Here is a 19721-nt window from a genome sequence, read left to right as displayed (position 1 = left end):
GGCAGGCGCATAGGGCTCGAACCTAGGACCCGCTGATTAAGAGGCATATGACTTGCCAGTAACTTCCATGGTCATTCCACCAATGACGATTCCATGACGTCGGGCCACGCTGCTGGATGAGAGGCCGCATGGCGGATTCAAAATCAGTTTGATGATGCAACGATATCAAAGCCATTTTGGCAAATCGTCGAGACGAACTGCCGCAATATCAATCGGTTGTTTGCCTTCTCAATGAACGCGTCGTATCCCGACGCGCGGCGCGATCGGTTCAGCAGGCCGGCTGTTCGCGTTGATGGCGAAAAAACGCTGCGCTTGCAGACCGCTTTTCAAGTGCTGGCTGGATCAGTCTTCTCATCGTCAATCAATACGTGTATTCGCTGACACTCTCGTCTCCTACCCAGGACGTCGGGGCCGCCGGCTTCTGGCCGTTCATTATCGTTCGGTCGCGTTTGATGGCAGCGAGAGCCGCCCAGCAGAGGAATCGGTGAATGGGTTTCGCCACAGCTTTCTTGATGTCTGCGGCCGATTACCAGAGTCGTACGGCAGACATTCGACGCACCGCTCCGACCAGATTGCCATTCAATCTGCAAAAAACCATTCCAAGGAAACCAGAACGGTTGCATTCCTATACCGTCACTGCTAATCATCCGCAGAGGTTGTAGGGCATGTCGAAGAAGCGACTCTCCAATTTTTTTGTGCACGACCGCGCGGGCGAGACGAGGAATTTCTGAACGGAACGTCGGGAGGAGGTGCGCTGGTTGAATGTGTGGCGACTCGCGAACTTCTAGGGTGACTGTCCGGACGAGAGATATCCGTCAGCTATCGGCAGTATCCTGACTACTTTGCGTTCGAGACAGAAGGCAATGTTTGAGATCCCTCAGGCCTATGGCGAAGCTATCGCTGATGCTACTAGCATCGACAGCCTACTCGAGCTGCTTCTAGCCTCCACTGAGCGCTTCGGAGTGACCGGCGTCTTTATCGCTGACCTGCCGAGCCGAATGGAAATCCTCGAGCCTCATATCCAGCTACGTGGCTGGAATGATGCCTGGATCAGATATTATAATGAGAGAAATTATGTCCATATAGACCCGATTGCCCAACTGCTTCGGGAAAGAGCGACGCCGTACGTCTGGAGCGAGGAGTGTGCGGTTCAGCCGCTCACCGCAAAACAACGAAAGCTCATGGACGAAGCAAGGGACGCAGGACTGATTGACGGCTTCACGGTCCCCATCCACGGTCCGCAAATGCGCACAACCTGCGTATCGTTTGCGACGGGCGCCAAGCCGCTGCAGCGAAGCGATCGGCACAATCTTCATTTCATGGCGTTACTCAGTCATCAGCGTGTCGACCAAATGATACACGCGAAAAGACCTGCAACGGCGAAAGAGGAGCGAGCGTGCGTGCTCGCGCCGCGCGAACTGGAATGCCTACATTGGGCGATGCACGGCCTGAAATCCAAGGAAATCGCCTTTGAGGCTCGTCTTTCCAAGCGAACCGTCGATCAATATCTTCGCAACGCGATGTCGAAGCTTCGCGCCGGCAGCCGAACAGAGGCCGTCCGCATCGCGATATTGAACGGTTCGCTAAAGCCAGTATGAAGTAAATACTGTACTAGAACGGCATCGCCAATACTTCTGCAAAATGATCGGTTGGTCTCCCTACCCGAGGAGACCATGATGATATTTGCGTTCTACGAGGATTCAAAACTGGCGACCCCCAGCCTTATGGATGAAATCTACGATCTTAGATATAGGATCTTCGTGGAAGCGCTTGCGTGGTCAAGCCTTGTCAAGCCGGACCGGCGCGATCGGGACCAGTTTGATGGTGATGATGCGCTGCATGTAGTTGATATCCACGACGGACGGGTGATGGCGTACTCGCGGCTTCTTCCGACGACCAGGCCGCATCTCCTGTCGCACGTGTATCCGGAGCTGGTGCGGGGGCGATCATATCCGAAGGCGCCGGACATCTTCGAATGGACCCGTCTTTGCGCCAGGTCCGAGATCGGAGACGGTGACGTTCTAGCCTCGCGTCGACTGATGGTCGCCATAGCAGAGATATGCCAGTACCTCGGCATCACGGGTCTTATCGCGCAATCCAAGCCGGGTTGGGTACGGCGGCTGAACCGGCTTGGATGGAATGCGCAACCACTCGCCGATCCCGTGGTCTTTGATGGGCGACCGACCCTTGCGTTGGAGGCGAGAGTCTCTGACCGTACGGTATCTACATCGCGCAAATGCTTGGGAATCGACACTGACATCTTAGACCAACCATCCCTCCGAGACCTCGCCGCTTCCAAAGCAAAACGTCACATCTGCGCAGGAGCGCTGCGCAGGACCGGGGTACTTCACGCGCAACGAGAGATTGTACCCGAGCCGTTAGATCTATGCTCCTTGCAGGTGGACGGCGCCAACCGCACCTACAGCGCGGCGACCCCGGTGACCTAACCAGACCTGTCATTCCGGGCCCAAGTTGCCTTCTGGCTGTTGGCTACAGCGAGCCGCCCGCAAGCACCTGCAGGCGGTAAGCCCCGTCCAAGGACGAGAGCTCGGCAGTTCGAGTGCCGATCAGCAGTTTGCGGTCCGCCGCGCCAAGAGCGTGCCGAGCCAGCGTTCGCGCTGACAGCTGTGCGATCGACGATCGTCACCGCGGAATGGCTGGGAGCATTTGCCGATACTTCGCTCTCGGGCGACAGGAAGCGCGGGCTGACTGCGATTGTCGCACCGGACGGCAAGCCGGGCGCGATCGTCTCGGACAAAGTACCGAGCTCACCCGCAGCGTCATGATGAACCGGATGCAGAGATCCGCGACGAGTTCTTGAACGAAACGCTGTTCTTCGACCTTGCGGTCCGGCTCGCTGACAACAACAACCTGCAACCGCATTCATCCAGCACAGCAATTCGCCCAGCCGCTATTGCGGAACGCACATCAAGAGCCGCATTGCTAACCGGCGACCCACCTCGCGGGATACGACCTCTCACGCCGACTTTCGACAGAAGTATACCCCCGTGAGAACCAATCCAACTGCAGCAAAAATGCTCATCGAAAGCTGCTCTCCCAGAAAGATCACGGCTATCAAGAGTGATACGATCGGCTGTCCGAACTGCAGAGGCGCAATCGCCGAGACGCCTCCCTTGTCCAAAGCCCAGAACCATGCGGCGAATCCGATCAAGGTGCAAAAGACCGCAAGAAAGAACAGGGCCCCTCCTCCTACGACCGTCACCCCGGAGATCGCCTCCAAGACAGAGGGCAACAGCGGCGTCACAAGAGCAGCACCGAAGATGATCGACCATGCCGTCGCTCCGAACAGGCCAATTCGCGCAGATGCGCGAGCGCCTGCCACATATCCAATGCTGACCGTAATGGTGCCGATGAGAACGATGACGTCGCCCACCATTGTTCCACTGCCGAAGACATCGCCGTTCGAACGAGCGCCGATTAGAAACGTCTCACCACACAATGCCATCGCGCTTCCGATCAGCCAAAGAGTGCGGGGAAATGTCCGGGACAGCACATGCTGGATGATGGATGTAAACACCGGAGCGCAAGCCAAGATGAGAGCCGCGTGCGAAGTCGACGTTCGCGAGAAGCCCAGACCCTGCAGAAAGAACGAGCCACCGAACCCGATCACACCGTTGATCGCGACGGCGATCCAACCTCCCCTATCGGTCGGAAGCGGCGGCCGAAGCAGGAGAACCATTGGTAGGAGGAAGACCGCGGCCAGGAGAAGTCTGGACGGCCCGATCAACGATGAGGGCATGTCATGGGCGACCAGTACCGTCGCGGCCGGAGTCGTTCCCCAAAACATGACTGCGATCAGCCCCGAAACATAGGGACTTGATCGACTGGACCCTGAGTCAACCGGCGGCAACGGCGCGCCCGAGGAATCGGCTTCCGTATCACCCGATTTGACCAAAGATGCTTCCTCGACCGCCATGTGACTGCCCTGTCAGCCCTACGGAATAAATCTCATGAGAGTCGCGCCTTCACGCTGCAAGGCCAACTCATCGCCAGCCAGCGTGATCGACTCGCCTTCGTTCCAAAGCGGCGTCAGGTTTCCGTAAAAGCGCGAGAAGATATGGCCAGATTGGCCGGTCGCGATCATGAAGCGGGACCGATCCGGATCGCCGAGATCATATAGGGCTCTAAATGTCGGAACGTGTTTCCGCTCGAACGGGCGATCATGGTGCGGCTGCAGAGCACCTCCGCTGTTGAGCGTATACAGGTCCCCGCCACTTCCGACGCCAAGCTCGCTCAATGACCTGAAGATCGGTATCCGCGAGTAGAAGACGTGCGAAAGCGTCGAGATGTGCTCGTCTCCCCACCGCCATTTCGTCAGGTCAGATCCGCGGCGCCTCGAGAGCATCGCCATAGCTTCTTCGAGAGCCCGCGTCAGACATGCACGACATTCCAGATCCGTCTCTTCGCCCGAAGCGCACCATTTGGGATGCTCCAGGATAAGCTTCCTGAGGAGCGAAGCCGCACATGGCCCGACATACTCAAGCTTCACCTTCGCCTTGTCATCGATCAGCATTCGTCGGAGCGCCTGCATCCACCCGTTGAAAATGAGCGGTTCTGCCCAGTCCTTGTGCATCGTGCCGTCCCACTTCGAGAGCAGCGCGAGGGCTTGCCGTCCCAGTGGACTGGACGGGGTTGCTCGAAGCAAAATCGGCAGAAGATCCTGAGCGGCGAGAGATAGAATGTCGGCCTGCATTTGGGCAGATGTTTCCAGCGAGTGCAATCTGATGTTGTCGAAAAACTGCTGGACTCTTTGTGTCCGATACGGCTCTTCCCAATCGCATCCCATAAAGACATCGTGCCCACACCAGGCCGGTCGACCATTCGCATTATGGATATAGCCACAGGCCGGATTGAACGAGTGCGGCATCTGCTCGAACGGAACGTAGCCTGACCAGTCTGCATCACCCGTTGATCCCGCCGCGGGATGCAGGCCATATTCCGACTTGCGCACTGGGACCCGCCCTAGACTCATGACACCGATATTGCCGGCGACGTCGGCGTAGAACATGTTCTGCGCAGGCGTTTCGTACAGCCGCAAACTATCCTTGAACTCCTCCCAATTCCGCGCCCGATTGAGCTTCAGAAACGCCTCGGCAGTGCGGTCACAATCTCCGAGCCCGCTGAAGGATAGCGCGATGACGCCATCGCTGCCCGCCAGCGCGGCAAGACGCGGGACAGCATCGGATAGCACCGGGCCATGCCGCGACTTGCGGATGGCGAATTTGACGTCGGGCCGACCTCGGACTCGGATCGTCTCTTCATGCCTGTCAAATGCGTGAGAGCCAGCCTGCGCAAGATATTTGGTCGGATCCGCCGGATCCAGAGTTTCCACGAACAGATCCTGAACGTCGGACATCGCCGCCGTGGTTCCCCAGGCGAAGCTCTCGTTCTGTCCAAGCAGGATCATCGGTACGCCTGGTACTCCGGCTCCTTTCACCCATCCTTCGGGGGTGACGATCCGGCATAAAAACCAGAGCACTGGCGACGACACGTCAAGATGCGGATCGTTCGCGAGGAGCGGGTGGCCGCTGGTGGTTCGCTCGCCGGCGACGACCCAAGCATTTGAAGCGCCATTGGCCAATCCGAGCAGCGCTCCCATCTTGTCTGAAAAGTCGGATTGTCCGCGCGAGCCACCAGACCCACCCGACGCCGATGGTCCAGTCTTGCCCCGCATGGGATCGGGATAGAACGGGCCGGCATCGACCGTTCCGATTCTGCTGGTCAACTCGGCTCGATTCAGCTCGGCGAGATAGTTCCGGCTCATTTGCCAAGCCATGAGCTTGCCCCACACGATTGAATCAATGGGAGACCATGGCTCCGGCCGGAATCTCAACCAGACCATCTCAAACGGCAGTTTGCTTCGGTGCGTCGACAAGAATGCATTGACGCCGTCCGCATAGGCCGAAAGCGTGGATTGAGTTTCCGGCGCAAGCGCGGCAAAGCTGGTCTTGGCCAGCTGGTAGAGACCTAGAACACGAATGATTTTGTCTGTGTCGACGAAATCCGCCCCGAAGATTTCGGAAAGTCGCCCTTGTCCAGCACGTCGGTGAATTTCCATCTGAAACAGGCGCTCGCTTGCGTGCAGGTAACCCAGGCACCGCGCGGCATCCTGAAAATTCTCCGAGAAGATATGGGGAACGCCATGCTTGTCGTGATAAATCCTGACCTCGTTCCCCAACCCGGCAAGCCTGCGTTCACCCGATCGCCTTGGCATCGCGCGCACGAAGATCGTCGCGACCAGCGCCAGCCCGAAAAGAAAACACGGCCCAACAACGCATAGCGTCCCTGTCACCACCACGGCCGTGAAAGCAGGCATCGAAAATGAGTTGTTCAGCACGAACATCAGTTCGAGACGGCCGCCAAGCGCCACGTCGCCTCCACGTTCTTCTCTGACGGGGCGACATCGAGGCGAAGGCTCGGATCTCCCATCAGCAGGATCGGCTCATCGCCCAGGCACTCCTCGCGGACCAATCGGACTGATTGTCCGATGGCATAGCCAACCTTGAGAAATTCTGAAATGGCCGCTACGGCAGCTCGGCATATCCTGGCGGGCACGATGAGCAAATGATACGGGCCAATCGCGACGACGGTCATTTCTGGTCCACCGGCGAGGCTCCACAAACCTGGGCCGAGCCCACGACCGCACTCGCCTGTCGGCGCCTCGTACGACGCAAGACCCGCCGGATGGACCGCGATCGCGACTTGTGTTGGTCCAATGAAGTTCAGATACGAGCCGAGCAACGTCGACGAGAGAGCCGGCAGGTCCGCGGCGCTCAGGAGCCCGATAGCGCATCGGCGTTGCGCTGCCGATAAAACCGCCTTCGGCAGCGCCCGATCAGCCGGTCCGATAATGGCAGTCACGCTCGATACGGACGGTGGGCAGAGAGAGGGCAGTTCCCCCCAATCGTTCAACTCGACCAGACGCTTGCAGGTCAGGACAGCGTATAGTCGCGCGAAGACCAACGCCTCCGAGTCGACAAGAACCGCCACCAGGGTCTTGGACGAAAACCGAGCATTCAGATGCGCGAACCGACTGCTCGCGGTGATGGTCGTGCGATCCGGGCAGGCAGGGCGAGTGGGAGATGCTGTTGAAGTTGCCGAAAAGAATTCATCGTCATCTGACCGCACCTCGACTGTCCTCAGATGACGCGTAAACGCCTCATCGTGCGGCAGGTCGATCACCCGGTCGGGACGAGCCAGATACGGCAGATGCCCAGGGATCAGATCCTTTTCGAGAAGGGCCTCGAAAGTCGCCCCGAATGCCGACGCGGTGTCACACCGATGAAACACGGTGTCGAACACCCATGTCAGATCGCTCTCGGTCCACGGTTCAAAATGAGCCGCCGCGCGTTCTGAAAGACTCTCCTCCGCCGCTGCATTGACACCAATGTCGTAGCGCATCGGTGTCCAGTCGCAGACAAATCCTGGCTTCTTGAACTTTCCTCCGATGGGAACGCACCCCATCGCCTGATACATCATCAGATTTGCGTCGGACGAATCCGCCCTGATTGACCTGATCCCATTTCGCTTCATGAGCAGAATAATGGCTCCGAACAACAGCCGCAGATGCGCTTTCCGGCGGTATTGCGCCGCGAGGCATAGGTAGCTGACATAGTACTCCTGCCAATCTCGGATGTAGGCAAGACGAACAGCACCTATCAAACGGTTGCCCGCAAGCAAAACGACATTCTTCGAATACCAATCGAAAATGACGTCGTGATAGGATCGCTCCTGAATCCCAAGCTCATCGCAGAACACCTCGCCCCGCAGAGACCTAAGCGCGGCAAAATCGTCGGGGCGTCCGAAGCGCAGCTTGATATCATTCGTGACGTCGGCCTCGTCCGTCATGACGGAACCCCTGTCGGAAACACCTTGTCGATGTCGACGGAGCCATATTTCTTGTCCGCTACCGCGTCACCGCCGCAGCTTCCGCGCCGCATATCAACCCATGGAAGTGTTGGAAGTTCGCCCCCGCTTCGCTCTACGTAGCCGTAGTGCTTGTAAGACGTGTAGACGCGAAGAAAGTAGATCCAGAATGACGGAACGTTACAAATGAATTTGAACAGACCTATGCGCCGGATCTGCTCGAGTGGCGGTCTCTGGACCTTGAGCAGCATCTTCCCATAGAGATGGCAGAACTCCTTGATATCGAGCCTTGTGGGGAGCACGGCGTGCTGAAAATCGTAGTACGTCGGATTCTTGTAAATGAGCGCGTCTTCGTTCTTGGCGTAGTCTGTCGTCCCCGGCATCGGCGTCGCGACAGTGATGTTCGGGATATCGACTTTTCGGCTGCGGATGTAGCTCGTCAAGTTTTCGAACTGTTCTCTTTTGTAGTCGACACCGACGATGAACAGGCCTTCGATCAAGACATCATTCTTCTTGAGAATCTCGATGGCCCTGTCGTTGTGCGCCACGGAGCTGCCCTTTTCCATGGCACCGAGCTCGGAATCGGAATAGCTCTCCAGACCCATCCGAAGGCGCTTGAGCCCAACCCGCGACCACAGCGCGACCAGGCTCGGGTCTCTGACAATCGCGTCCGCCCGACTGTAGAACAAGTACTCCTTCTTGATGCCCGCCCGAAGGATCGCTTCACCAATGGCGTGCGCCCGGCGCCCGTCCCCGAAGAAGTGGTCGTCTGTAAATATGACATACGGCTCCTCGATCGTCTTGAGATACTCGACGATGTATTCCGGGCTCCACGTTAGATACTTTCCGAGGTTCGGCCGCCACAAATTGCAGAACGAGCATCTTGCGGGACATCCCATGGACGTCCTCAGGGCAGCAACCGGCTTCCACCAGAGGTGATAGTATCTGCCCTTATATTTGCCGAGGATGCTTCGGTCCGGGAGGGGGAGGCTGTCGAGATCGAAGGACTTCGGAACGACCGCCTTGCCGTTCGAGAAGAATTTGCCGTTGTCCTGCCAGGCAACGCCTGCCAGATCAGCTACGTTACGCTCGCTTTCCCGGCAGCGCAGGATCAGATCCCGGAAAGAGAGATAAGCCTCTCCCATCATGACGTAGTCAATGTTGGGGTCCGCAAAGTCGGACGGACTTAGGCTAGCATGATGCCCCCCTACCGCAACGATGATCGAAGGGTCGATCTGCTTGACCAGCGCCGCCTGCATCCGCACGAGGTCGACATGCATCGTCCAAGACGTGAATCCGACGAAGTTTGGACGCAGGCGCCTTATCGTCTCGAGCAGGGCCAACGGGCGGCGATCAAGGCGCTGATCCAGCAGAGAAATGTCCACCTCATCCTTGTCCAGCATGGACGCCAGCACTTCGTACTGGATGGGTTCAACAATATAGATCCGGTCGTCTGCCAGATGAATTGGATGATAGTGCTGCGTTACGAACAGGATCTTGTACTTGGAATGCGTCATGTATCCGCCCTCGTCATGCCTGATGCCGCATCGTCACGACGCGCGGTGCGTCCGCCTTTACTCCGCCGGAACCGACCGCTGATTCGTCATGTCTTTCGGATTGACCGCGTCGTCCGTCATGCCAACGATCGGAGATCGCGCGGCCCGTTCATCGTACGGAAGCTCGAGAGACGCCCAGACATCAGAGAGAGCGGCGACCAGCAGGTCGATGTGCACGTCTCGATGGGCCGGTGTCGGAGTCAGACGAAGCCGCTCCGTGCCCTTGCTCACAGTCGGATAATTTATAGGCTGAACATATATCCCGTGTCGTTCCAACAGCATCTGGCTCGCGGCGGTACATTTCTGCGCGTCGCCTACCACGACCGGGATGATATGCGATTCATTGGCCATGACCGGCAGGCGCGCGGCCTGAAGCGCACGCCGGACCCTGCGCGTCACCGCTTGCTGTTGGTCGCGTTCGGCCTTGGACCGGCGCAGATGCCGTACCGCCGCCGTTGCGCTCGCGGCGACGTGTGGCGGTATCGTCGACGTGAAGATGAACGACGGCGCATAGCTTCGGATTGAATCGACGATCGATGCATTTGCGGCGACATAGCCGCCAAGCGATCCGAACCCTTTGGCGAGCGTACCTTGAATGACGTCGATCCGATCTGCGAGGCCGTCTCGATCGCAAATGCCCCCACCTTGAGGTCCATACAGCCCCACGGCATGAACTTCGTCGATGTAGGTCATGGCACCGTACCGTTCAGCGAGAGCAGCGATCCCGCCGATGGGCGCAATACTGCCGCTCATCGAATAGAGACTTTCAAATACGATGAGTTTTGCGCGATTGCGGGGCTCCGTGGCAAGCAGCTGCTCAAGATGCCTCACGTCGTTATGACGCCAGATCTTCTTCTCGCATCTCGAGCGGCTGATACCCTCAATGATCGAGTTATGGTTGTCCGCGTCTGAAAATATCACGCAGTCCGGCAACAGAGTCCCGATGGTGGAGATTGCTGCGAAGTTCGATACCCAGCCTGACGTGAAGACGAGCGCCGCCTCCTTTCCATGCAGACTGGCCAGCTCCTGCTCCAACTCTACGATTTTTTGGTGCGTGCCGGAGATGTTCCTTGTTCCTCCCGCGCCCGTGCCAAAGCTCCGGGACGCTTCCGTGGACGCTTCGATCACATCCGGATGCAGGCCCATGCAGAGATAGTCATTGGAGCACCAGACGGTGACGGGCTGTGGTGCTCGTGTCTCGCCCGGCGGTCGCCAGAGCGCAGTCGGCGCAGTCTCGGGATTGCGCACCAGAGTGGCAAATGTCCGATATCGCCTTTCCTCACGAAGAGCGTCGATCGCCCGGACAAATATGCCTTCATAATTCATCATCGCTGATTCCACTCTATTGAGCGAACACATCGTCGGTGAAGTCGAGGTGGCTTGAGAGAGAGCTCCGAGCGGCGGTGGATGACACGGTGATTAGCAGGCAAGCAGCGCCGCGGCGAACGGCACCGGCGATGAACGCCGAACAGGCGGCGTGACGTAGGGAGGATGTCCGTCGGAGACGCACTCCTTAACTTTGTGACACGATACTGAACGTCAGGGAGCCGCGTCGAACATTCGCAATATCGCGCCGCATCCTGCTTGGCTCTCGCTCACCGACGCCATCCTTTGTGATTTGTCGCCTTCAACGCGAAGCAGAGCGAGCCCAATGCCCTGTCGTCCATAGCTACCGACGACCACCGCGGGCGGCCATATCCGAAAAATACGGTATCGATACTTCCATGGCCCACAGGCACCGTACAGAACGACGGAGGCAGTCGCGACGCGCGCGATGCATAGCCGCACGTCCTCGGGCGGGGGGATCCGCCCTGGCTCTTTCAGCAGCGAACTTGAGGTTGCAATGAATCTGTCAGCAAACTGCACGCCCACAGACACCGAGCTGCGCCTAGCCAGTCACATTGGCGGCCTGTCGCAAGCCGCCATCGATCAGCTGTCACAAACGTTCAGGAGCAATCACGTCGCTGTCATCGATCAGCTTCTTCCGAAGGATATGGTCGAAGCGCTCACCAGCGAAGCCAATATCCTGCTCGACCGGGAGTCGAAGCGGCGAAAGCTGACCATCAAGGAAAGCGGCAACACACCAAGAGCCTACAGCAGCGTCGGGCGTGACGCTATTTGTCAACATGACGGGATTATTCCGGCCATCTTCAATAGCGACGCGGTTCTCTCCTTCCTCCGGAAGCTCGCCGGTGAGAACATTGAACGGGTTCCTTACCGACCCGAGGAGTATATCATCAACAGCCAGTGCGAGCCTGGCGACACCCATGGATGGCATTGGGACGATTATGCCTATGCCCTCATTTTTGTCATTGAGGCTCCAGATCCGCTCCTCGGGGGACGCGTCGAGTACCTCTCGAACGTCGAATGGCAGAAAGGCTCGACTGAGCCATACCTCCGGCGGATCCTGCAAGACAACGTCGTTCGGTCTCTCTACGTCAACAGCGGACATTGCTATTTTATGAAGGCGAATACGACACTGCATCGTGTGGCGCCCCTGACGGGATCTACCAAGAGAACCGTTGTGGTCCTGACGTTTGCGTCGCCGGAAGACATGGTGTCGGATTCCATAACGCACAACTCGATGGAAGACATCTATCCAGATGATACCAGGTCTGATGACGCAACAGTCGAGACGGCTAACGTCGAATGACGGTCGGCGTCGAAGTTGCCGGGCTTGGAACCGCTGCGTGCCTGGCGATCAGTAGCCTCATTGCCGCTGACGTCAGTCGCACCACAGGTGTTTTCGAGTTCACGAAGACGCGAATGATCTTCGCGTCTTTTTTCATGCTACCGGTGCTGTTCATCGCCGATGTTCCGCTTCGCGTGAGTGTCGCGGACGCGCTGACGCTCGCGGCATCGAGCCTCATTGGAATTGTGGTCGGCGACCTGTCTCTCATTGCCGCCATCAGCAAAATAGGGCCGAAGAAGACCAGCATCATATTCTCGTCCAACGTCGTTATCGGCGCCGTGCTGGAGGCTGCCATCTATCACAAGAGGACCACGATAGAGGCGGGAGTTGGTATTCTTCTTGTAATGACTGGGGCGTTGATTGTCATTGCCTTCAGAGGAGGCGCCGGCGCTCCCCTGAATGGACATCTCAACGCCGAACGTCAGAACACGGGCGTCGCATTGGCGGTTCTTGCAGCCGGATGCCAGGCGATCGGCACGCTGATCTCGACTCCCGTCGTAACGGCGGGAACGTCGCCCATCATGGCGACGACAATACGGTTCTGCGCAGCGTCCCTATTGTTTGTCATCATGGGCCGGACCCGCAGCGACGACATCAGGACAGACGCCAGCTCAGCTACCGTTTACGCCAAGATCGTTGTGAGTGCGCTCGTTGGAATGTGCGGCGGCCTGACGCTTCTTATGCTGGCGATCACGAGCGGAAAAATCGCAATATCGATGACATACGCGTCCTCGACGCCGCTGGTGCTCCTGCTTCTGCTCTGGCTTACGCGGGGTGAGAGACCGAATGCAAGTTCGCTCCTGGGCGCAATCACGGCAGTGGCGGGCACCGCTTTACTCATCTTCGAAGGGGCACACCAGCGATGAACGCCTTGCTCGACTATTCGGCTGTTGAGATCGTGTCCCTGCTTAGACGCGGTGACGTGACTCCGCATGATTGCCTTGATGCCGTGGAACAGCGCGTCGGCGAGGTCAACTCGACCGTCAACGCCCTGCCGACGCTCTGCTTCGATAGGGCGCATGATCGTGCATCAAAATTGATGCAGAAGCCTCGCGACGAGCGCGGCCAACTGTCTGGCCTGCCGCTGGTCATCAAGGACCTTCAGAAAGTGTCCGGGGTTCGATCGACGGCCGGATCTCTCATATATAGCGATCATGTTCCAGCCTTCACTGATGCGGTCGTCCAGCACATCGAGGATGAAGGGGGACTTGTATTTGGAAAATCCAACGTCCCTGAACTCGGCGTTGGATTCAATTCTCTGAATCCGGTCTTTGACCCATGTTTGAACCCGTGGAACGTCAAATATTCGCCGGGGGGATCATCTTCCGGTTCGGCTGCTGCTCTGGCGTTGAATATGACGTGGCTTGCTCATGGCTCTGACATGGGGGGATCCTTGCGCATTCCCGCGAGCTTTTGTGGCGTTGTTGGGATGAGGCCGTCGCCGGGGCGGGTCGCGATGGCTAACCGCGCATCCGTTGATCAGACGCTAGCCGTCCAAGGCCCCATGGCACGAAACGTGGTCGATCTTGCAATGTTCCTTGACGCCATGTCGGGCGAGACCCACAGGGATCTGCTTTCCAAACCACGTCCATTGCGGTCGTTTGCCAGCGCGGCTGAAGTCCAGAAGTTGCCGAAGCGAGTCGCCTTCTCTGCTGATCTGAACATCGGCCCTGTGGACCCCGAAGTCGCTTGCATCGTGCAAAATGCCGCGGCGCGACTTCAGGCCAATGGCGTCGTCGTGGATCAGGCGTCTCCGAATCTAGATGGTGTCCAGCGATGTTTTCGAGTGATGCGTGCTTACGTATTGGCGTGCAGCCTTGGTAGCGTCCTGAGGAAGCAGGGTACGCTGGTGAGATCAACCGATATCAGGGAGAACGTGACCGAGGGGCTGCAGCTGACGATCGACCAGATGCTTGAAGCCGAACAGGCGCGGGTTCGCATCGTGCAGCATGTGGCTGATTTCTTCGAAACATATGATCTCTTGATATGTCCGTCGACAATCGTGCCGGCTCATCCGATCGATCAGCCGACCGTAGTTGAATGTGCAGGCCATGTATTCGATGGCTATTTCGACTGGACAGCGTTGACCTACGTTGCGGCCGTGGCCGGTCTTCCTGCGTTGTCGCTGCCTTGCGGTATGACGCGGTCGGGTCTTCCAGTAGGACTGCAGGTGATCGGGCCGACAAATGGCGACCACGACGTCATTTCCTGTGCGGCCGCCCTGGAGGACATGCTGTCGTTTCACCAACTCGCTCCTGTTCGTGGAAGGTCGGAGGCAATGGCCTTGTCCGAGAACATCCAGAAGCTGCCGTAGCGGGTCGCAGCGACGAGGACGCCCGCTTCGAGACGAAGGAGATGATATGTCATTGCGTGACGCACTGCAGCCAGGCACTCTCGATCAAGCGATACGCATCCGCAGGGCGCTGCATTCGATTCCGGAGTTAGGGTACAAGGAGCTCAAGACGTCGGCGATGGTTGTGGAGTGTCTGCAAGCGCTCGGTGCCGACGAGATACAGACCGGGATCGGCGGAACCGGTGTGGTCGGCATCATTCGCGGCATCAAAGGGACCGGCACCAGAAAGTATGTGGGGTTGAGGGCAGAGTTGGACGGCCTGGAATTGACGGAGCAGACGGGTCTTGCTTGGCAGTCGCAGAACAGCGGCTGCATGCATGCGTGTGGTCACGACGGCCACATGGCCATTCTGCTCGCCACCGCACGAGAGCTTTCAGCGAACCGTGAGTTTTCCGGAACCGTATGTTGCATCTTCCAGCCCGCTGAGGAGGGGGGAGCGGGTGCAAAAGCGATGATCGAAGATGGATTGCTTGAGAGATTCCCGCTCAGCTCGATCTATGCAATTCATAATGCGCCATGGCTTCCAATCGGAAAGATCGCCATCAATAGCGGGGCGGTGATGGCCGCGGCGGACCGAATCGAAATCTCCGTCCTTGGAGCGGGTGGCCATGGCGGAATTCCCCACCAGACGAGGGATCCGATCGTTGCCACCGCAAACATCATTTCGATGCTGCAAAACGTCGTATCGCGCTATGTGGATCCCGCGGAGGCTGCCGTCATATCTATCGGAGGCATTCACGGCGGAAGCCCTCTCAAGGGCAGCATGATTCCCGATCGGGTCGACTGTGTCGGCACGGTTCGTACATATTGTACGGACGTTCAATCGACTATTGAGAAGAAGATCCGAGATATCGTGGACCACGTCTGCGATGCCCATGATTTGACGGGATTGGTGACCTACAAGAAGCTCTATCCAGCCACGATCAATCATGCGGACCGCGCTGCTCTCGTGACCGGCGTTGCAGACAGCTTGCTTGATCAAGACGACATCCTGAGCAACGTTCGTCCGAGCATGGCCGGAGAGGACTTTTCCTTCTTTCTACAAAAGGTCCCGGGAGCATATTGCTTGATTGGTCAGGGGGCGGACGGTGCTGCCAGCCTGCACAGCCCCTCATATGATTTCGACGATCGCAATATCGAGCGTGCCGCGCTGCTGTTGAAGCGCATAGCCCTTAGGGAACTGGCGTCCACTTGATGCTCCTCAAATAGGCCGCCTGCGGCCGCTGCGCAGAAGAGCGAATACCGCGCAACGACCAAGACAACGACAGAGTCCAACATCGGCACCAAAGTGCAGGCAGATGCCTGTGGGACATTCAACAGGTTGCTAGAGGTCGCGCTGCATGAATATGCTCAGCGGGTCAATGCCGTAACCGCCAAACGGCGGAATTTCGAAGAAGCTGTTCTTTCGATACAATGCTATCGCGGAATGCTGCAAATATCCGGTTTCCAAACGAATACAAGATAGCCCTGCCCCTCGCGAGGCCTGCACGATCGTATCCAGCAGATCTTGCGCGACCCCCAGCCCCCTATAGGCAGGATCTACATACATGCGTTTCAACTCACCATAGTCAGGTGACAAGACGAGGGCCGTGCAGCCAATCACCCTGTCGTTGATCTGAGCGACGAAGAATAGAGTATCGTCCTTCGCCAACTCATTCACATCGATCAAGTGGTTGCTTTCTTGCGGGTAAAGCGACGCATAATATTCGTCTGCGTCTCTGAGCATACGGACGACATCTGCGTGAAAGGGATTTCCCTTCGCGATCTCGACGCCTCCACCCTGCTTGTTCATCTCCAGCAACTCCATTGCACCCACATCGACGTATGACGATGATATCTTTCATGTCGTAACAAGGATAGCGAACTACACCGAAAAAGATAGAACGGGCACGAAGAATCTAGGCTCTGTTACCAAGATCTCGCCGAGCCAAGGCAGACGACTCGCTCGTCATCGCTCAAGCCCCGGCCCATCACCCGTGAGGCCATAGCCGCTTGCATCTGCGCTTCCCTCAACGTCTTCGATCAGATGGTGCAGGCAGGAAGTATGCCGAAGCCCGCACTCATTGGCGCTCGCCGAAGAGCATGGAACGTCGGAGAGCTTGATTGTGCCAATGATCGGCTGCCTTCGGATGACAGTGATTCTGACAACGACGAGACGTGGAGTGATGCCGATGCCAAAATCGAAAGGGCATCTCCAATCCAAAGGCTTCCGTAGCGCGCGTCGGCTCGGTTGATTGGCTTTTCCGCGAATATAGGCAGACAAAGGCATGTCTCGAAAAGGTCTCGAAGCGCTCGCGACCCGGCTACGAGCACAGCATGCAAGCCATCTGCGACGTGCGCAACAGAGGAGGCGAGCGCATCGGGTGCTTGCCGATCAAGAGTATCGCCCCGCGTGCCGCTGATAAGCTCTACGAAATGTTCATCAGGGATGACGCGGGCGAGAGCACACTCTCTCGGCGCGGCGAGAAATTCGTTGGCCTGTGCCGCAAGGCATGGCGCGTGGTTCATCGGCTGTACCCGGCCGAATTCGCCAGGGATATCCCGAATCCTTGGCCCGGAGTAACGCCGGCTACGCCAAGCGCACGGCTCCGCGCGTCCTTGCGGCAACACGCAAACGACGAGCTCACGTTTTGGCGAACACAACGCAAACAGGGTTTCGGAATGCGGCGTCTGGCGAGTTTCAGAACAACAAGATCGTAAAAATGTAAGATACCGACTGGGCTCCGGAAATCTGGCTGGGGCGGGAGGGATCGAACCTCCGAATGGCGGAATCAAAATCCGCTGCCTTACCGCTTGGCTACGCCCCATCAGGCCCGGCGGATCGGCATGGCGCGCGGGCGCCATGCGATTCCGGATCGGCGCCCGTGGTCTACAGAGCGCGCCGGCCCATTTCAACCGCTGCGCCGCAGGAAATTTGCGCGGGCTCCGGGTGATCCGCCGCGCTCGCCGATTCGTCAATCTGAACAAGCCTTTACCCTGTCCCGCCGGGTCCGCCGCGGCCGCCCGCCGCAACGGCTTGCGAAAAAGTTGAGACCCGGCCGGTTTCATGGGATGACGGCGGCCAAACCGGCCAATTTCGACCCCCGAGGACACGCCATGACCTATCGCGCCCCGCTCAACGACATGCTGCTCGCCCTCAACCATGGCGCCGGGCTGAAGGCGGCGGTCGAGGCCGGCCATTACGGCGATTTCGACCCCGACATCACCGCCGCCGTGCTCGAGGAAGCCGGCAAGTTCGCCACCGACGTGCTCGCCCCGCTCAACCAGATCGGCGACAGGAACGGCGTCAAGCTCGCCGACAAGAAGGTCACCACCGCGCCGGGCTGGCCGGATGCCTACAAGCGCTGGACCGAGGCCGGCTGGAACGCGGTGTCCGGCCCCGAGGCGCATGGCGGCCAGGGCCTGCCGCTCGCCATCAACGCCGCCTGCACCGAGATCTGGAGCGCGGCCAACGTCGCCTTCGGCCTGTGCCCGCTGCTGACCTTGTCGGCCATCGAGGCGCTCGACGCCCACGGCAGCAAGGAGCTGAAGGACATCTATCTCGGCAAGCTGATCTCCGGCGAATGGACCGGCACGATGCAACTGACCGAGCCGCAGGCCGGCTCCGACGTCGGCGCCTTGCGTACCCGCGCCGAGCGGGCCGCGGACGGCAGCTACCGCATCACCGGAGCCAAGATCTTCATCACCTATGGCGACCACGACATGACCGACAACATCGTGCATTTCGTGCTCGCGCGGCTGCCGGACGCGCCGGCCGGCACCAAGGGCATCTCTCTGTTCCTGATCCCGAAATTCCTCGTCAATGCCGACGGCTCGCTCGGCGCCCGCAACGACATCTACGCCACCGGCGTCGAGCACAAGCTCGGCATGCACGCCTCGCCGACCTGCACCATGACGATGGGCGACAATGGCGGCGCCATCGGCTATCTCATCGGCGAAGAAAACGCCGGCATGCGCTGCATGTTCACGATGATGAACCAGGCGCGGCTCGGAGTCGGCCTCGAAGGCGTCGGCGTCGCCGATCGCGCCTATCAGCAGGCGCTCGCCTACGCGCAGGACCGCCGCCAAGGCCGCGCCGTCGGCAGCAAAGGCACCGGCTCGGACGCGATCATCGCCCATCCCGACGTCAAGCGCATGCTGATGCAGATGCGCGTCCTGACCGCCGCGTCGCGCTCGATCTGCTACGCGACCGCCGTGGCGCTCGACGTCGCCGTGCGCGCCAAGGATCCCGCCGTGCGCGCCGAGGCGGCCGCGCGCGGCGCGCTGCTGACGCCGATCGCCAAGGCGTTCTCCACCGACATCGGCAACGAGGTCGCCTATCTCGGCGTGCAGATCCATGGCGGCATGGGCTTCATCGAGGAGACCGGCGCCGCGCAGCACTATCGCGACGCGCGCATCACCGCGATCTACGAGGGCACCAACGGCATCCAGGCGATCGACCTCGTCACCCGCAAACTGGGTGCGAACGGCGGCGCCTCGGTGTTCAAGCTGCTCGACGAGCTCACCGACATCGTCCGCCGCGTCGAGGCCTCCAACGATCCGGCGTTCGGCACGACAGGCGCCAAGCTGCGCGACGCGCTCGGCGCGCTCGACCGCTCCAGCCGCTGGCTGTTGGAGAAGCTGGCGACAGCCCCGAACGACGCGCTTGCCGGCGCCACGCCGTACTTGCGCCTGTTCGGTTCGGCGCTCGGCGGCTGCATGCTGGCCAACGAGGCGCTCGCCGCGCGCAGCGAGAGCGAGACCGTCGGCGCCCGTCACGTGGCGCTGGCACGGTTCTTCGCCGAGACGTTTGCCGTGCAGGCGCCGTCCCTGGAAAAGACCGTCACCGACGGCGCCGATGCGGTGCTCGGCGCCGAGGCCGTGCTGGTGGCGTGAGTTCGACTCGGTCGTGACAGCGCAGCTTTGACGTCCTTACATCATGGCTGATCACCGGGCTCCCACCCTCCCCTGGAGGGAGAGGGTCGCCTCACGAGGAGCGCAGCGAAACGTGAGGCGGGGTGGGGTGATGTCTCCACACGCACCCGTGCCGGTGGAGACATCACCCCACCCCGCTCGCCCGCTTCGCGCGCGATCGACCCTCCCCCTCCAGGGGAGGGTGAGCACCGGCCATGTAGCATCGTGTGATCCACAATCTCAAACAGCATGTCACGATCAGCTCGGAGCGTAGCTCGGCATGAGCATCCGCGCTCTCGCGACGCGCTCCGCGCCCGAGCTATGAGCTAAATTCCCGCCC

Annotated in this window: 13 protein-coding genes and 1 tRNA gene; 7 read left to right on the top strand and 7 right to left on the bottom strand. The window is 59.2% G+C overall.

What is annotated here, in order from left to right; genetic code table 11:
- Positions 1-863 precede the first annotated feature (863 nt).
- Together QX048_RS33995 and QX048_RS33990 are read left to right on the top strand one after the other, a co-directional pair.
- A complete protein-coding gene (locus QX048_RS33995; protein WP_315715569.1) occupies positions 864-1598 on the top strand; it encodes a LuxR family transcriptional regulator in 735 nt (244 codons plus the stop codon).
- Between the two features lie 78 nt (positions 1599-1676).
- Positions 1677-2447, top strand: a complete 771-nt coding sequence (locus tag QX048_RS33990; protein ID WP_315828105.1) for an acyl-homoserine-lactone synthase — start codon at positions 1677-1679, stop codon at positions 2445-2447.
- 530 nt (positions 2448-2977) lie between these two features.
- Here the strand turns inward: QX048_RS33990 and QX048_RS33985 are convergent.
- Genes QX048_RS33985 through hemA form a run of 5 tightly spaced genes read right to left on the bottom strand, consistent with a single transcriptional unit; the run spans position 2978 to position 10769 of the window.
- Complete coding sequence (locus tag QX048_RS33985) at positions 2978-3937, bottom strand: DMT family transporter (RefSeq protein ID WP_315828104.1); 960 nt, start codon at positions 3935-3937, stop codon at positions 2978-2980.
- A gap of 18 nt (positions 3938-3955) precedes the next feature.
- On the bottom strand, positions 3956-6391 hold the full coding sequence (locus QX048_RS33980; RefSeq protein WP_315828103.1) for a penicillin acylase family protein: 2436 nt from the start codon (positions 6389-6391) through the stop codon (positions 3956-3958).
- On the bottom strand, positions 6364-7869 hold the full coding sequence (locus QX048_RS33975) for a hypothetical protein (RefSeq protein WP_315828102.1): 1506 nt from the start codon (positions 7867-7869) through the stop codon (positions 6364-6366). Before QX048_RS33975 ends, QX048_RS33980 begins: the two co-directional genes overlap by 28 nt.
- Entirely contained in the window at positions 7866-9404 is a 1539-nt protein-coding gene (locus QX048_RS33970) for a B12-binding domain-containing radical SAM protein (protein WP_315828101.1), read from the bottom strand. The genes QX048_RS33975 and QX048_RS33970 overlap by 4 nt, the downstream gene beginning before the upstream one ends.
- 57 nt (positions 9405-9461) lie before the next feature.
- Positions 9462-10769, bottom strand: a complete 1308-nt coding sequence (gene hemA, locus QX048_RS33965) for a 5-aminolevulinate synthase (protein WP_315828127.1) — start codon at positions 10767-10769, stop codon at positions 9462-9464.
- 517 nt (positions 10770-11286) lie between these two features.
- Between hemA and QX048_RS33960 the strand changes: the two genes are divergently transcribed.
- Genes QX048_RS33960 through QX048_RS33945 form a run of 4 tightly spaced genes read left to right on the top strand, consistent with a single transcriptional unit; the run spans position 11287 to position 15683 of the window.
- Positions 11287-12096: a hypothetical protein gene (locus QX048_RS33960; RefSeq protein WP_315828100.1), complete on the top strand. Its 810-nt coding sequence runs from the start codon at positions 11287-11289 to the stop codon at positions 12094-12096.
- Positions 12093-13001: a DMT family transporter gene (locus tag QX048_RS33955; protein ID WP_315828099.1), complete on the top strand. Its 909-nt coding sequence runs from the start codon at positions 12093-12095 to the stop codon at positions 12999-13001. Before QX048_RS33960 ends, QX048_RS33955 begins: the two co-directional genes overlap by 4 nt.
- A complete protein-coding gene (locus QX048_RS33950) occupies positions 12998-14449 on the top strand; it encodes an amidase (protein WP_315828098.1) in 1452 nt (483 codons plus the stop codon). Before QX048_RS33955 ends, QX048_RS33950 begins: the two co-directional genes overlap by 4 nt.
- A gap of 46 nt (positions 14450-14495) precedes the next feature.
- On the top strand, positions 14496-15683 hold the full coding sequence (locus tag QX048_RS33945) for an amidohydrolase (RefSeq protein WP_315715560.1): 1188 nt from the start codon (positions 14496-14498) through the stop codon (positions 15681-15683).
- A gap of 129 nt (positions 15684-15812) precedes the next feature.
- Here QX048_RS33945 and QX048_RS33940 read toward each other — a convergent pair whose 3' ends face one another.
- Positions 15813-16280 (bottom strand): GNAT family N-acetyltransferase, encoded by a 468-nt coding sequence (locus QX048_RS33940; RefSeq protein WP_315828097.1) that lies wholly within the window; start codon positions 16278-16280, stop codon positions 15813-15815.
- Between the two features lie 940 nt (positions 16281-17220).
- Positions 17221-17295, bottom strand: a tRNA-Gln gene (locus QX048_RS33935).
- A 289-nt stretch (positions 17296-17584) separates the two neighbouring features.
- Between QX048_RS33935 and QX048_RS33930 the strand changes: the two genes are divergently transcribed.
- Positions 17585-19363 carry an acyl-CoA dehydrogenase gene (locus QX048_RS33930; protein ID WP_315828096.1) on the top strand — a complete coding sequence of 593 codons (1779 nt, stop codon included), beginning with the start codon at positions 17585-17587 and terminating at the stop codon, positions 19361-19363.
- The last annotated feature ends 358 nt before the right edge of the window (positions 19364-19721 follow it).

This window comes from Bradyrhizobium sp. SZCCHNS30572, from assembly GCF_032484415.1.
In the GTDB taxonomy this organism is placed as follows: domain Bacteria; phylum Pseudomonadota; class Alphaproteobacteria; order Rhizobiales; family Xanthobacteraceae; genus Bradyrhizobium.
The sequence above is the reverse complement of the archived record's forward strand: the minus strand, read 5'-3'. Positions and strand labels throughout refer to the sequence as shown.